The organism is Lacticaseibacillus sp. 30 (assembly GCF_053819265.1).
Genome location: NZ_JBSOQX010000010.1, coordinates 1 through 14,456, shown reverse-complemented (window position 1 = coordinate 14,456; position 14,456 = coordinate 1). Strand labels below are relative to the sequence as shown.

Genomic DNA, 14,456 nt, shown 5'->3' with positions numbered 1-14,456 from the left:
CGAGTTCAAAGCTGTGCCCATGGCGTTCCAGCCCAATCGCCGCGTAGCCAACTCGGACTTACGGTGTTCTGACGCCTAAAATAGAATCAGATTGCGCTACAGTCTCTTCTACTCAAGCTCTTTTGCTACAAAGACGCATAAGTGATAAGATGTTATAACGATTATTTAGTAACCGTTAAAGGGGATGACGTCGTGGCTGAGAACGAACAAGCAAAAGAGCAGACACATTTGACAGGCATCATGAAGGAGCTCTCCGGTGCCGAAAGCCGTCTTTCAAAAGAGATGGCTAAGACAAAGTCTGAAGAGAAGAACATCAGTGACAACTTCTTCAATGATTTTTCCTTGAACTTCACCGACTACGCTGAAACGATTGAAACTGCGGCCTCAATTCAGCAACAGCAACGCGTGCTTGATGAGCGAACCAATGCGTGGAAACAAAGCGCGCAGCAACTCGCGACTGTTAAGCGGTTGATGGGCAATCCGTATTTTGCGCGGATTGATTTCCAAGAAGGCCGGGAAAAGCCGGAGACGATTTATATCGGCTTAGGTTCCTTCACCAATGAAGCTGGTAAGTTTCTCATCTACGACTGGCGCGCGCCGATCAGCTCGATTTACTATGATGGCGGTTTGGGCAAGGTTACCTATCAAACGCCTGATGGCCCGCAACAGGTCACGGTTTCTTTGAAGCGTCAATTTGTCATTAAAAACGGCAAAATTCAGACGATGTTCGATACTACCGAAACCATCGGCGATCAGATGCTGCTGGAAGTGTTAGGTGAAAAGTCAGACACCCAAATGAAGACGATTGTGACCACGATCCAGCGCGAACAGAACCAGATTATCCGTGATACCAAAGCGGACTTATTGTTTGTGCAAGGCGCAGCTGGCTCCGGGAAAACCAGTGCCGTGTTGCAGCGGGTCGCTTATCTGCTTTATCGGTACCGGGGCAACTTGAGTAGTAGTCAGGTGATTATGTTCAGTCCTAACCAACTTTTCTCTGACTACATCAGCAATGTTTTGCCAGAACTTGGCGAACAGAACATGGTGCAATTCACTTATTACCAATATGTCACGCGACGGTTACCACACATTGATGTCCAAAACCTTTTCTCTCAGTTCGAGCAACAACTAACCCCAGTTCAAAAGAAAATTGCACGTGTCAAAGGCAGCTTAGACTTTTTTGAGACAGCCAAGAAATATGCGACAAGTCTTGAAAAATCAGGCTTGCGCTTCCGTGACATTCGCTTCCGTGGTGAGGTATTCTTTTCACGCCGGCGGATTCATGAAATCTTTTATAGCTACAACGAAAATTATCACATGGGCAATCGCCTGACCGCCACCAAGGAACGGCTGATCAAAATGCTCAATCGGAAAATTGAATCCGAAATGAAATCGCAGTGGGTGCAAGAAGCCGTTGAAAATCTAAGCGGTGAAGAGATTCGCTCCATGCAACAAGACGGCCCGAAAGAGTTTAAAAATAGTGATGACGAATATCGGTTCTTCGCCCGCCAACTGGTGATGCGTGGCTTCAACGAAATTCAACAAGATATTGTCCGTAATCGCTTCCTTAATATTCGCGGACAGTATGTTAGTTTCTTGCGTGAAGTACCAGCTATTTATGACCTCGAAGCCGAGGGCATTAGTGCTGATGACTGGCAGGCAGAAGTCGATCATTTTATTACCTTATTTAAGGAACGCCAACTACCAATGGCAGACGCAACGCCATATCTGCACTTGTATGATTTGATCACTGGTCGCCATGGTGAACGCGAGATGCGGTATGTTTTCATTGATGAAATTCAAGATTACACACCATACCAGCTCGCCTACCTCAAGGACAGCTTCCCGCGGGCGAAGTTTACGTTGCTAGGCGATCTCAATCAAGCTATTTTCACAAAAGACGATTCGCGGACGCTGATTAACGAAACCAGCAAGCTGTTTGATCCAGAAAAAACCCGCGTCGTGCAGTTAACCCAAAGTTATCGGTCTACTAAACAGGTCACCGACTTTACGAAAGCGATTCTCACATCTGGTCAAAAAATCGTGGCGTTCAATCGCCAAGGACCATTGCCAAAGTTGGTCGTTCGTCCAGATGAAGCCGGGTTGATGGCGGCTTTGCAGGATCAATTGAAAATTAACAATGAAGCGAAGCAGACAACTGCGGTCATTGCGAAAACGCTGGAAGCCGCAGAAGCCATTTATGAACAAATGAAGGCGGCTGGTATCAAAGTAACTTTGATCAAGTCTGAAAATCAACGACTCGCAGCCGGCGTTATCGTTGTTCCAAGCTTTTTGGCTAAGGGGCTTGAATTCGATGCCGTTGTCCTTTGGCAAATCAATGCGGCCAATTACCATGAAGAGGATGAACGTGAGTTGTTGTACACGGTGGCGTCCCGGGCCATGCATCGACTAACCATGCTGGCTAGTCCTGATGTGACGCCGTTGTTAGACAAAGTACCGGCTGACTTGTACGAGCGGGGGTAAACAGATGGTCAAAATGCATGACACCTTAGCTGTTTCTAGTTATCGTGTTTTTCCAGGTATGCTGAATGCGCATCAGACATTGTTTGGCGGTCAGATCTTTACTTGGATCGATGACGTTAGTTCAATTGCCGCACAACGACTCGGCCGCCGTGGTTTAGCGACTGGCTCATTGGACATGGTGCATCTGGCAGCACCGGTTAAAATGGGGGATGCACTGGTCATTAGGTGCATGGTCAGCGGCGTGGGTCACCGTTCACTGGAAGTTTTCATTCAGTTAATTGGTGAACATCTAGCCACTGGCGAACGCTTCCAAGTCGGCACCGCCTTTGCAACCTTTGTAGCCCGCCACAAAGAAGACGGCCCACTGCCGCCGGTCGAAGCAGAATCTGAGTTTGAAAAGCGCTTGCTAGCCGGTTACGACGAACGACGCGCCGACTATCGAAAAATCAATGCTAGCTTCGGCGAGGTGCCGTTGGATTGAAAGCTTGGATTTTGAAAAGTTTAAAAAAGATCGTCAGTCCAGAGACCAGAAAAGTTTGACTAGACGCACCATTAAAATGCATGATAAATGAGTCTGTAAAAAAGCTACCGTTTTCCAGTCACTAGCCTCTATGAACCAACAACGCCGTCAACAGCGGCTCTGAATTTACAAATAGCCATCCCAAGGCGGTTAAACTTTAGGGATGGCTATTTTTGTTATTTGTTTTCGGGCACGCTTGGCAAACCCGTTTTCGCGCGGTAAAGTAAACCATAAATCAACTCCCGCACAGTGCTGCACATATGCGGATTCATTTTGAAAGAAGGACGATTATTTTGGCAAAACGATATGTCGGTTCATGTACCACGGTGCTTGTTGGCAAGAAAGCTTCAATTGATGGTTCCACAATCATTGCCCGAAACGAAGACGGTGAGTCACCATTGCATCCGCAGAAATTCGTGTACGTGAAACCTGAAGATCAGCCGCGTCACTATCAATCCGTGCTCAGCAAGTTCGCGATTGATTTGCCGGCCGATCCCTTGGGCTACACGGCCACCCCGGAAGCAGAAGACGGCCACGGTATCTGGGCGGCAGCAGGGATTAATAGCGAAAATATTGCCATGACCTCAACCGAAACGATTACAACCAATAGCCGTGTCCTTGGTGTTGATCCGCTGGTGGCAGCGGGGATTGGCGAAGAAGACATGCCAACGATCGTTCTACCATACATTCATAGCGCGCGGGATGGGGTTCAACGCTTGGGCAGTTTGCTTGAACAATATGGCACATACGAAAGCAACGGGATCGCATTTGCTGACAAAGATGAGGTTTGGTACTTTGAAAGTATAGGCGGCCATCATTGGGCAGCCATCCGAATTCCCGACGATGCCTATGTGGTGGCGCCGAACCGCTTCAATATCACCGATTTCGATTTTGCTAGCGATGACACGATGAGTAGTGCCGATCTGCGCGATCTGATTGAAACCTATCATCTCAATCCAGATGCGGAAGGGTACAACTTGCGCCACATTTTCGGCTCCGCTACGATCAAGGATACCCGTTACAACAACCCACGTGCCTGGTACGGTCAGAAGTACTTCAACCCTGAATTCGATACGACACCGATCGATCAGGATCTGCCATTCATTTGCCGGACTAGCAAAAAAATCAGCATCGAAGACGTGAAGTTTGTGGAAAGTTCCCACTATGAAAATACGTCATACGATGTTTACGGCACGACAGGCACGCCAGCACAGAAGAAGCTTTATCGGCCAATCGGCATCAACCGTAATCAGGAACTTCACATTTTGCAGATTCGCAACAATGTGCCAGCTGCAGTTGCCGGCATTCACTGGTTGGCGTTTGGCCCGAACACCTTTAATGCTGTTGTGCCGTTTTACGCTAATGTCAATGACACACCAGCAGCATACCGCGAAACCGGCGACAAGTTCGATGTGACGAAAATGTACTGGCTAAGCAACCTGTTAGCAACGTTTGGTGACTACGACTTTTCCTTATTTAAGGATCAGGAAGATGTTTTTGAACAAAAAACAGTCGCCGCTTGCCGGCACTTGCAGCTTACAACTGATGAAGCTGTCAAAGATGCCAAAGATATTGCCGATCATCTGACAGCTGCCAATGAGCAGATGGCAACGATCGCCATGGCCAACAGCAATGAGTTGTTAGGTCAAATGGTGGCGGCAGCTGCGCCAAAAATGAAGTTACAGTTCACCTTGCACGACTAGGTGATGACTGGCACCAATTGAAGGCAGACAAAAAGCGCTCGATGAAGAGCGCTCTTTGTTTGCCTATTTTTGACTACGATGGCGATACCGATTAAATTGGGTGGTCGCGCGAATTAAGAAGAGTGGCATCAACACTATCAATAAGATGCCAACAAAGACGATAATGCCGGCCGTGGTGCGAAACCGCGCGAGGACAAGCAGCCAGATACCAAAGCCAGTGCCACTGACACAAAAAATGACCAGTAACACATACCATGCCCAGTACCAAAACGCCGATGGACTGCGGCGGAATGTTGGCACGAGGAAAAGAGCCAGCAAAATCGATAAAATAAATTTTCCAATTTGGTTAAGCATTCAGCGTGCCTCCTTGGATGTTAGGCAAATGCGTACTCCCTCAATGTTAAAGTTCCTGATAAGGCTTTTCGGCATCACGCTTGGCCGTCCGAATATGACGCAACTTGCGAATGTAAGCACCGTATTTAATGATAGCACGCACGATTAAGACGAAGCCAAGCGAGAAAATGCTTAGTCCGACGATGATCGCCACCCCAGAAACCGGTGAGGCCGTCGCGGATTCGAACAACAACCAGCCGCCACTGCCTGCAATCGCGCTATTAAGGATGAGCGTGATGACCAGTCTGATTGAATTAGTTCGTAAGGAACTTTCTTGTTTAAAAGTGGGCGCTAAAAGTGGGGCAATTACGCCATCTAAAATCGGTTCAATGAAAAAGGAAAGAAGAAACTCGCCTACTAGTTCAAGCATTGCTGGCACCTCCGTCAGTGTTCGAGCTGGCATCGCGTCGTTTTGATAGGTTGATTGTGAAGATTTTTTTCTTTGTTGTCAAGAAAAGGATTGGCCGAACAACTGGGGCTTTCTATGCTAAAATGAGAACATTAAACGCAAGGAAACGGTAAGTTATGCAATCCGAAATGAATTACTATAAATTTGATCGTGCAGAATGGTCGCAATTCCATTCCCAGAACTTCACCAATGTCACTGATGAAGAGTTGGCGCAGTTGCGATCATTGAATGATGAAATCAGTCTTGATGATGTCAAAATGATCTACTCACCATTGCGACATCTGATTCACATCCGCTATGAGGATTATCAAGGCGATATGTTCACCTTGAGCCGCTTTTTAGGGATGCAACGAAATCCGCACACACCATTCATCATTGGTATTGCTGGATCGGTGGCAGTTGGTAAAAGCACCACCGCGCGCTTGCTGCAACTGTTGCTGAGCCGGGCTTATCCGGAAAAACGCGTGCAACAGATGACGACAGACGGCTTTTTATATCCTAATGCTGAGTTAGAACGTCGGGGAATTCTTGATCGTAAAGGCTTCCCTGAAAGCTATGATATGGAACTTTTAATCCATTTCATGAACAACGTCAAAAATGCGAGCGGCGCTTTGCGTGCACCAAAGTATAGCCACCAGATTTACGACATTGTCCCAGGCGAATATGAGCTGATCGATCGACCAGATATTCTGATTGTCGAAGGGATCAACGTGCTCCAGCTGCCAAGCAAGCAGCCAATCTACGTCAGCGACTACTTTGATTTCTCGATTTACGTTGATGCCAATCCTGACCTCATTGAACAATGGTATCTGGAGCGTTTCGGCATCCTGCTCGACACGGCCTTCACGGATCCGAACAACTATTACTATCAATACGCGATTGGCGACCGAGCCGATGCCTTCGCAATGGCGCGGCAAGTTTGGCGCGATGTGAACCTCAAGAACCTGAATGAGTACATCCTGCCAACCAAAAATCGTGCTGATATTATTTTGCACAAAACAACGGGACATGAAATTGACCAAGTTTCGCTGCGAAAATGGTAAGATATGGCTGATAAGTCAGTTGATAAACAACTGGCTAGCAGTGTCGGACACGCCTGGCTTTTCTGAAGCTTATCGCTGGTAACGCTTAGATGAGAGGCTTCTCACCCGTGATTGACCGACATGTGAAAACTCTGTAAAATTAGTGCATTCAAACAAGGGAGTGTGGCGGACTGTGGCAAATGACCAGAACAAGGATTACGACAAGATCATCGTCCTCGATTATGGCAGTCAGTATAATCAATTGATCACCCGGCGAATCCGGGAATTTGGGATTTACTCTGAATTAAAGCCTCATACGATCACGGCAGCGGAAGTCAAGAAGATTGCGCCTAAAGGCATTATCTTCTCAGGCGGCCCTAACAGTGTGTATGACGAAGGCGCGTTAGGTGTTGATGAGGATCTTTTCAAGCTCGGCATTCCGATTCTGGGTGTCTGTTATGGCATGCAGCTGATGGCACAACGGCTCGGTGGGGATGTTGAACCGGCTGATAACCGTGAATACGGCAAAGCGGACATTGAAGTCACCGATGACAGCGCCAAGCTTTTCCGCGATTTGCCAAAAGATCAAACCGTTTGGATGAGCCACGGCGACCTCGTGACCCGCGTACCAGAAGGCTTCCGGCGAACCGCAACCAGCATCAACTGTCCAATCAGTGCCATGGATGACGATGATCGTAAATTCTACGGCATCCAATTCCATGCTGAAGTTCAAAATACGCAATATGGCCATGAAATCCTCCACCATTTTGCCTTCGACATCTGCAAGGCTGAAGCTAACTGGAGCATGGACGACTTCATCACCAAACAAATCGACAAGATTCGGGCAGAAGTCGGCGACAAGCGCGTTCTCCTCGGTCTTTCTGGCGGGGTTGATTCATCCGTAGTCGGCGTGCTCCTGCACAAAGCCATCGGCACCCAGCTGACCAGTATTTTTGTTGATCACGGCTTGCTGCGTAAAGGCGAGGCTGATCAAGTCATGGAGAGCCTCAAAGGCAAGTTTGGTCTGAACATCATCAAGGTCAACGCCAAAGATCGCTTCCTTGGCGACCTCAAAGGGGTTACCGATCCTGAAAAGAAACGTAAAATCATCGGTCGCGACTTCATCGAAGTTTTCAATGAAGAAGCAGCCAAGCTCAACGGCATCGATTTCTTAGCCCAAGGCACGCTCTACACCGACGTGGTTGAATCTGGTACCGACACCGCCCAGACCATCAAGTCTCACCACAACGTTGGCGGCCTGCCAGAAGACCTCAAGTTCAAGCTAATCGAACCGCTGAACAAACTCTTCAAGGATGAGGTCCGTGAACTCGGCGAAAAACTCGGCATGCCCCACGCCCTCGTCTGGCGCCAACCATTCCCAGGCCCAGGCCTCGGCATCCGCGTCATCGGCGAAGTTACCGAAGATAAACTCGAAATCGTGCGCGATTCCGATTATATCCTCCGTGAAGAAATCGCTAAGCACGGCTTGGACAAGGACATTTGGCAATACTTTACCGTCTTACCAGGCTTCCGATCCGTCGGTGTCATGGGCGATGGCCGAACCTACGATTACACCATCGGCATCCGCGCCATCACCTCAATTGACGGCATGACCGCCGATTTCGCCCGGATCAACTGGGATGTCTTACAGGAGATCTCAAGCCGGATTGTGAATGAGGTTAAGAACGTTAATCGGGTGGTTTATGATATTACTTCCAAGCCGCCGGCAACGATTGAGTGGGAATAAAATACAGGTATCATGTGAAGTGGAATGCTTGATTTAACGGCATTCTAGACGAAGTGAAGCGGGTTGAAATAGGTAGAATTTACTTGATTTCCTACCAAGATCCTGTCAAACAAAGAGCCATATTCTCATAGCAAATTGCTTGAGATATGGCTCTTTTTACGTGATGTTTGTCCTCTATTCATCGGAGCTTGAGTTAATTGTTATTTGTCGCTCAAGCAACATGGTGTATACATCATTTTCAATGAATGAATCAAGCATGCGAATGTTTGAAAAAATCTGTAAGTTTTCTTGATAATGATCCTCCAGCTCAGAGTTGCGAATAAATGTTTGATCCGTTGGGGTGAGTTCTGACATGATTCGCTTGAAGGCACTTGAGATGACTATCGAAATTTCATCCTTGGTTAGTTTTTCAAACTTAATTTTTTGATCAATTCTCGAAAATATCGGAAGACCTACTGTTGATGCGATAGTTTCTTCGTTGTTGAAATTAGACGTTAAGATGAACATGCAACTAGATACGTCCACCCTATAGTTGATATCCTCGAAAATACCTTCATCAAACATTTGATAAAAGACATTATATAAGCTTGGGGATACCTTGTCGAACTCGTCAATTAAGACGATGTTTGATTCGCGAGATAGTAAATCCCGAGCCATGGATGGCCGAGCGTGCTCATCGCCGAAAACATACTTGAAGGCTTCTTCCGTTTGCATCATAGAAAATTGAATCCTTGTTAATTTACCATGATAGAAACTGCTGATATTCTTAGCTAATTCAGTTTTTCCTACGCCCGAGGGACCATAGAACATCATTACCGTAGGCCTTTTCTGGTGATGGTACGCTGCTTTATATAATCCTACACATGATTCACGTTTAGCATTGTTTTGCCCTACAACTTTTCCGGTTAATAGCTGAGAGTAAAGTTTTGTGACCTCGGTTGTATTTGGCGAAAAATATGGAGATTTTGCTTCAGTAATCTCCTCTTCATCAAAGTTGGCCCGAATGGAATATTCAACTCGTTTTGGAGGATTCTGAATATATAAGTTTTCGATGTCGTGCCCAAGTAGCACAATGTTTGAGAAATTTGAAATTACGTGTTCTGTGACCGAAGCAAAATCGTCAGTAGAAATTACTACGTTTCCAATTTCATCACGGATAAATTCGGCATCTTTGTTGCCCATAGTATCGTTGGCGCGAACCTTTACATTGTATTGACGGATCAGTTCCATAAATGGTGTGGGATTCTCTACTTGGTTTTGAATAAGTAGAGAATGGAAGTCTTTGCTTGATCCGTAAAATAGTCGAATATTTGTCATTAACGAACCCCCGCCAATACGACATCGAATACGTCAAGTGATTTTTCGTTATTAGAATCATTATGCTGATGGGTCTGAGCTTGTTTGGCTAAGCCGCTAAATCCGACTTCGGATTGGTGGGTATCGAGATCGAACTCTGTTTCAAAGTCGAGTTGGGATAATTTAGTTGTACCGACGTGGATAGCATATAGAACCAAGGTCATTTTCGGCAGATCCTGAATACGATAATTGTTCTTAAACGCATCAATGTTAAAACGAAATACTTTTTGAGTGGTGGTGTCGTTCGTGCGAAACTTTGAATCAGTTTTGTCGCCGACTATTTCGTAGTAACCTTTAGAATTTCGGATACCACTATTCATTTTTGAAATTGCCATGGTAATATCCGGATTATCGAGTTGTTGGTGTCCTTCCATCATTTCAGTTAAGGGTGCTATGGTTGCAAAGTAAGTCATTGAATCTTTGGGGATGGAGAGTGAATAGCCTTCCTCAATGTCTAATAATGGCGTTCCTCGTTTTGATTCGGCCGACTCTAAGAAATCATAAAGCAACGAATTCTCAATGACGGTTCTGGCAATTTTACTTCCGTTGAGAGATCCGTTTGCTCCCATCATTGAGTTGATACCAGCAGACAAGCCGGAGATATGTCTTGCTAGTTTGCTGATTCCGCCATCTTCTTCTAGTTTTGCATTTATGTCAGCATCTGCGCCAATTTTCCCAGACATAGATCGAATGGTTTCCTCAGTTCTCGTCAGATGTCCTTTCTGACGAACCTGTAATAAATCTACAGCAGAGGTTTCATCAAAGTAGATGATTTTTCGTGGGAGGCTTTTTTTCATATTTGTTCCGCCTTGTCTATAAGTTTAATTGATTCAGCCGTATTATAGCAGAATAGAAGACCTACATGGTTCTTTTTACGAACAAGAGTTCCTGGGCAAAGTAAGCTTTTGTTGGTGTATCTTAAAGAATGAAGCGTATTTTGAATTTAGATTTCACAGCCTGATAGCATATATTGATATTATCGCTGACTAGGTATATACAGAACTAATGGGAAATCATAAGTTCGAGTTTTACACGCGTCCAAATGGACATAATGAATTCCAGGAATTCTTGGACAATCTGAAGCCGGTGGAAAAGCAGAAATTAGTCACTGTAATTGCTAAAACGCAGAAGTTTGGCTTGCAAGCGGCAGCACGCCAAATGTGGATCAGAAAAATCTCGGATTGTATCTTTGAGCTTCGGACAACAGGCTCGAATATCCAGCACGGCTTGTACTTTCATATTGAAGGCCCACGTTATGTGATCACACATGGTTTCACGAAGACGACCCAGAAGACTCCGGTGCCCGAGCTTAATCATGCTAAAAAACTCAGGACAGAATACTACGATAATTTGGGAGGTAAGTAACATGGCAAAGAACATTCTTTTTGACGATTATCTCGCTGAACAACTTAAAGACCCTGAATTTAAGGCAGGCTTTGATTCCGAATCTGCCAAAACTTGAGAGTGCGGTGGCACTGATGAGCGAGCGTGAACGTGCTGGCTTGACGCAACGGGAGCTGGCAGAACGAGCAGATGTTCCACAATCAACGATTGCACGGATTGAACACGGACAGAATATTAGTTTTGATACCATGAGCAAGATTGCTTTTGCACTGGGGAAGAAGCTCAAAGTTGAATTCACTTAAGATATAGAGACGTCACAATGTTTGTGAGCGTCAGTTTTCGGAACTTTCGAGACTTGCGCTTTTCTTTATATGGTTGATGCAGGATACGCGAAACATAATACAGATGAATCGAGGCTGTTTCATGAAGGAGCAGATCAAAAACGGGATGTCACGACCTTTGCCAAGCGGTGGCAAGATCGTGGTAATGAACGATGTCGCCACACGCTCTATCCCAACAGCATACCAGCCGAAAGCGGCAAATAATTCCAGCCATGACCTGCTGGCCGTCGGAATTATTCGCCGCTATTTTTGTGTTTTATGCACATTATGTCAGTTAATTGAGGGTATAAAAACCGGAGTGACCATGAAACTGTTTGATGACGAGGAAAAACAGACAACCACACATTGCGGACGCCCCATATACACTTTCGAGCAGATCAAATGGTTTATTTTACTTTGTCATTTTTGAAGATTCAGTTCCTGTAATCTCATCAATGCACGCCTGAAAATTTTGAATCACAAAATCGGTGGGGTTTAGCGTAGCTGGTCTCTCGTCTTTGAGACTATGACTAAACTCAAAAGCAATTCGATGTGTGCGTGGTGAGTCTTTGATTACAAGCTTGCCGGAACTCATCGGACGATTTCGCGCTGGGTAAAAACCAAGATCTAAGTGCAACCCTCGTGTCAATTTTCGAAGCGCTTCTCTTGCATAGGTCACTTCATTGCCGTTTGGATCGGCAACTTCGACATGAATGGCATTCGGATCGATACCACTATCCTCGATGTTTTGTTCAAAATTCATCTCGGTAAAAAGTGGCGCATAGTCGTCAACTAGCGCCTGCATGCGTTCTTCTGAATCAATCCTGAACTTGTCAGGATCGATAATACAGAGATGGATCTGTGCCTTGTAGCGCTCAAAAATGCGCTGTTGAGCAGCTGCTTGGGCTTCGTAACCGACTAACGGATATTCAAGTTGTGTCATCGTGATTACCTCGTGCAATCGGCGATACCGATTGGATGCCGGAGCGCATTGACAATATTCTCAACGTCCTGCGACGAAGTTAGCGTGAAATTTGCGTTAACGATTGAGTGACTTTTGGTTTTTCGCCCGGTTCGTTGCTGAATAACTAAATCAAGGTAGCTTGTGGCTGCTTCTCCATGCAGTGGAAATTGATAATCTTCAAGTTTTTCAATCATAATAATCACCTCGAAATCATTATCGAACATACGTTTGCTAAACGCAAGAGAAAAAGGTGAATTGAGTGGACCATATGTGAACTGCTTTTAGATTTGACTTGCTTACGTGCTAATAGTGGAAAATATAAAATTGTAAGAAATTATTTCGAGCTAAAATGCAAGCAAATTATCCGTTTTATACTCAATGGATGGTATGATTTGAGTACAAAACGGATTTTTCCGTGAGGTGATTTAAATGAGTCAACAAGATGAAATCATTAAATACCTGAATAAAAACGGCTGTCAAATTACATCTAAGACATCCGAGTCAATGGGAATCTCGTCCAGAGTACTGCGTAATATGTATGCCCATGGTCTGCTCGAAAGATTGGCACCGGGTGTTTATATTGATCCACTTGAGTTTGGAGACGATATTGCTGCATTGCAGTATAGCCTTTCTAAAGGCATCTTTTTCAAGGACACAGCTTTATTCCTTTATGGGATGATTGACCGGACACCAAGCACCTACGAAATGAACTTCCCGTTGCCTTACGCGTATAGTACTAAAACAAATGCACCAGTTAAGATATATCGACAGAAACAGGAGCTTTATGAAATTGGTATAACGTCCACTAAAACTCCAGGGGGACATCTAGTCAAAGTTTATGACATTGAGCGCACTTTGTGTGATATTCTACGAACGCGCGACAGGTCTGATGCTGAGACAATTAAACAAGCTATGAATAGTTATGCCCACCAGAAAGGTAAGAATCTCCGTCAGTTGATGACTTACGCAAGAACATTCAAAGTTGAGGAAGAAGTTAGAATGTACATGGAGGTTCTGTTATGAAACTGGGGTTTGTTGACCAAAAGCAGTTTTTGGCTAACATCAGAAAGTTGGCAAAGGAAAGAAGAGTTACGCCGCAGATTATGTTGCAGGAGATCATTTTGGCTTTGTTGATTGGCAAGTTGACCTAATGGTGCTGAACTACAATAATACAGAATGTTCGGAGCTTTCTAAAGTTCATTGTTTATTGTATTATGTGTTTACTAACTGATGGTGGCCTTTAGGAATGATCAGTCACTAATTCGGATTGAGATCAATGAGTGGGGTAGTCTTTATGATGGACAATTCAAAAATGGAACTTAATAAGGCAGTAAAAGAAGTTGGGGAAATGAAAGAAACGGGTGATTTTAAAAAATATATTGATGAAATATATTTCCCTTTTTATAAAAACTTTGTTCAATTCAGTAAAATTACTTTTGAGTACCCATTAACAGTTATTGTTGGGAAAAATGGGAGCGGTAAGAGTTCTATTCTGCATGCACTTTATGGATGTCCACTGAACAATACGCCCTCGAAGTATTGGTTCTCAAGTGCAACGGATCCAATACAAGATGGCAACGGGAAAAACATGTCGCAAAGTTTTGTGTACTCATATCACGACTCGGGTATTTACAATCAAGTAATTATGAAGCGTTCCTCACGTCCTGGGACTAAAACCAAGCGACGAGATCCTGATTATTGGGAAACCGATAAACCTCGTAAAAAGTATCGTATGCAGATTATGAAACGTTGTCCGCCAATTGAGTGGAATAACCTTTATATAGACTTTCGCCAAGAACTGAGTGCATACGATAAGTTTTTTTATTTCGGAGATATTTCCGGATTAAAATCCGCTACAAAGCAAGAGTTTGTGCGTGCCGTTTCCCCTCAGTTGCAAAGGGCTTTAGATGATAACGAGAAAATTTATCGTGTGAATGGAAGGGAACAGAATCAAAAAAGTGTTACACTATCGAATGAAGAATTGCACTTCATTTCTAAAATTCTAGGTGTTCGGTATGTGGCTGGCAAACTAATAAGACACCATTTTTACCGAAATTGGGGTGATACTGCCTTAGTTACGAAGAATGATTTATCGTATACGGAGGCACACGCTGGTAGTGGGGAGTTTGCGGTGATTAGCTTGGTTCACCAATTATCTTTGCTAAAGAAAAATGATTCAAGGTTAATTATTCTA

Annotated in this window: 16 protein-coding genes and 1 pseudogene; 11 read left to right on the top strand and 6 right to left on the bottom strand. The window is 44.8% G+C overall.

Features of this window, described 5'->3' with window-relative positions; genetic code table 11:
* Positions 1-192: 192 nt before the first annotated feature.
* The 3 genes from helD to ACWPAB_RS08025 all read left to right on the top strand — a co-directional run bounded on the left by helD (position 193) and on the right by ACWPAB_RS08025 (position 4,707).
* Positions 193-2,484, top strand: a complete 2,292-nt coding sequence (helD, locus tag ACWPAB_RS08035; protein ID WP_003566303.1) for an RNA polymerase recycling motor HelD — start codon at positions 193-195, stop codon at positions 2,482-2,484.
* 4 nt (positions 2,485-2,488) lie between these two features.
* Positions 2,489-2,965 (top strand): acyl-CoA thioesterase, encoded by a 477-nt coding sequence (locus ACWPAB_RS08030; protein WP_003566302.1) that lies wholly within the window; start codon positions 2,489-2,491, stop codon positions 2,963-2,965.
* Between the two features lie 332 nt (positions 2,966-3,297).
* Positions 3,298-4,707 carry a C69 family dipeptidase gene (locus ACWPAB_RS08025; RefSeq protein WP_003585106.1) on the top strand — a complete coding sequence of 470 codons (1,410 nt, stop codon included), beginning with the start codon at positions 3,298-3,300 and terminating at the stop codon, positions 4,705-4,707.
* A gap of 63 nt (positions 4,708-4,770) precedes the next feature.
* Here ACWPAB_RS08025 and ACWPAB_RS08020 read toward each other — a convergent pair whose 3' ends face one another.
* Both ACWPAB_RS08020 and ACWPAB_RS08015 read right to left on the bottom strand, forming a co-directional pair.
* Complete coding sequence (locus tag ACWPAB_RS08020) at positions 4,771-5,061, bottom strand: hypothetical protein (RefSeq protein WP_003566298.1); 291 nt, start codon at positions 5,059-5,061, stop codon at positions 4,771-4,773.
* 46 nt (positions 5,062-5,107) lie between these two features.
* Complete coding sequence (locus ACWPAB_RS08015; protein ID WP_003585103.1) at positions 5,108-5,470, bottom strand: hypothetical protein; 363 nt, start codon at positions 5,468-5,470, stop codon at positions 5,108-5,110.
* A 155-nt stretch (positions 5,471-5,625) separates the two neighbouring features.
* On the opposite strand from ACWPAB_RS08015, the gene coaA reads away from it, so the two are divergent.
* Positions 5,626-6,552, top strand: a complete 927-nt coding sequence (gene coaA, locus ACWPAB_RS08010; RefSeq protein ID WP_003566294.1) for a type I pantothenate kinase — start codon at positions 5,626-5,628, stop codon at positions 6,550-6,552.
* A 172-nt stretch (positions 6,553-6,724) separates the two neighbouring features.
* On the top strand, positions 6,725-8,278 hold the full coding sequence (gene guaA, locus ACWPAB_RS08005; protein WP_003566292.1) for a glutamine-hydrolyzing GMP synthase: 1,554 nt from the start codon (positions 6,725-6,727) through the stop codon (positions 8,276-8,278).
* Positions 8,279-8,452: 174 nt separating this feature from the next.
* Here the strand turns inward: guaA and ACWPAB_RS08000 are convergent, their stop codons facing one another.
* Both ACWPAB_RS08000 and ACWPAB_RS07995 read right to left on the bottom strand, forming a co-directional pair.
* The gene (locus tag ACWPAB_RS08000) at positions 8,453-9,595 is read right to left on the bottom strand and encodes an AAA family ATPase (protein ID WP_016382085.1); all 1,143 of its coding nucleotides are present in this window, start codon (positions 9,593-9,595) and stop codon (positions 8,453-8,455) included.
* On the bottom strand, positions 9,595-10,431 hold the full coding sequence (locus tag ACWPAB_RS07995) for a DUF6414 family protein (RefSeq protein WP_003585099.1): 837 nt from the start codon (positions 10,429-10,431) through the stop codon (positions 9,595-9,597). The genes ACWPAB_RS08000 and ACWPAB_RS07995 overlap by 1 nt, the downstream gene beginning before the upstream one ends.
* Positions 10,432-10,639: 208 nt before the next feature.
* Between ACWPAB_RS07995 and ACWPAB_RS07990 the strand changes: the two genes are divergently transcribed.
* From ACWPAB_RS07990 to ACWPAB_RS07980, 3 genes and pseudogenes are all read left to right on the top strand, one after another.
* Positions 10,640-10,999, top strand: coding sequence for a type II toxin-antitoxin system RelE/ParE family toxin (locus ACWPAB_RS07990; protein WP_003585097.1), 360 nt, complete (start codon positions 10,640-10,642; stop codon positions 10,997-10,999).
* 1 nt (position 11,000) lies between these two features.
* Positions 11,001-11,280 (top strand): annotated as a pseudogene (locus tag ACWPAB_RS07985) (helix-turn-helix domain-containing protein).
* Between the two features lie 121 nt (positions 11,281-11,401).
* Complete coding sequence (locus tag ACWPAB_RS07980) at positions 11,402-11,728, top strand: hypothetical protein (RefSeq protein WP_016382086.1); 327 nt, start codon at positions 11,402-11,404, stop codon at positions 11,726-11,728.
* On the opposite strand, the gene ACWPAB_RS07975 is transcribed toward ACWPAB_RS07980, so the two are convergent.
* Positions 11,711-12,241, bottom strand: coding sequence for a hypothetical protein (locus ACWPAB_RS07975; RefSeq protein WP_016382087.1), 531 nt, complete (start codon positions 12,239-12,241; stop codon positions 11,711-11,713). The genes ACWPAB_RS07980 and ACWPAB_RS07975 overlap by 18 nt on opposite strands.
* Before the next feature lie 5 nt (positions 12,242-12,246).
* Positions 12,247-12,456: a hypothetical protein gene (locus ACWPAB_RS07970; RefSeq protein ID WP_003584969.1), complete on the bottom strand. Its 210-nt coding sequence runs from the start codon at positions 12,454-12,456 to the stop codon at positions 12,247-12,249.
* A 235-nt stretch (positions 12,457-12,691) separates the two neighbouring features.
* Here ACWPAB_RS07970 and ACWPAB_RS07965 point away from each other — a divergent pair, with 235 nt between their 5' ends.
* From ACWPAB_RS07965 to ACWPAB_RS07955, 3 genes are all read left to right on the top strand, one after another.
* On the top strand, positions 12,692-13,285 hold the full coding sequence (locus ACWPAB_RS07965; protein WP_016382088.1) for a type IV toxin-antitoxin system AbiEi family antitoxin domain-containing protein: 594 nt from the start codon (positions 12,692-12,694) through the stop codon (positions 13,283-13,285).
* On the top strand, positions 13,282-13,413 hold the full coding sequence (locus ACWPAB_RS07960; protein WP_003584968.1) for a hypothetical protein: 132 nt from the start codon (positions 13,282-13,284) through the stop codon (positions 13,411-13,413). The genes ACWPAB_RS07965 and ACWPAB_RS07960 overlap by 4 nt, the downstream gene beginning before the upstream one ends.
* Positions 13,414-13,556: 143 nt before the next feature.
* A partial coding sequence (locus ACWPAB_RS07955) for an ATP-binding protein (RefSeq protein WP_337455241.1) occupies positions 13,557-14,456 on the top strand: 900 nt, incomplete at its 3' end.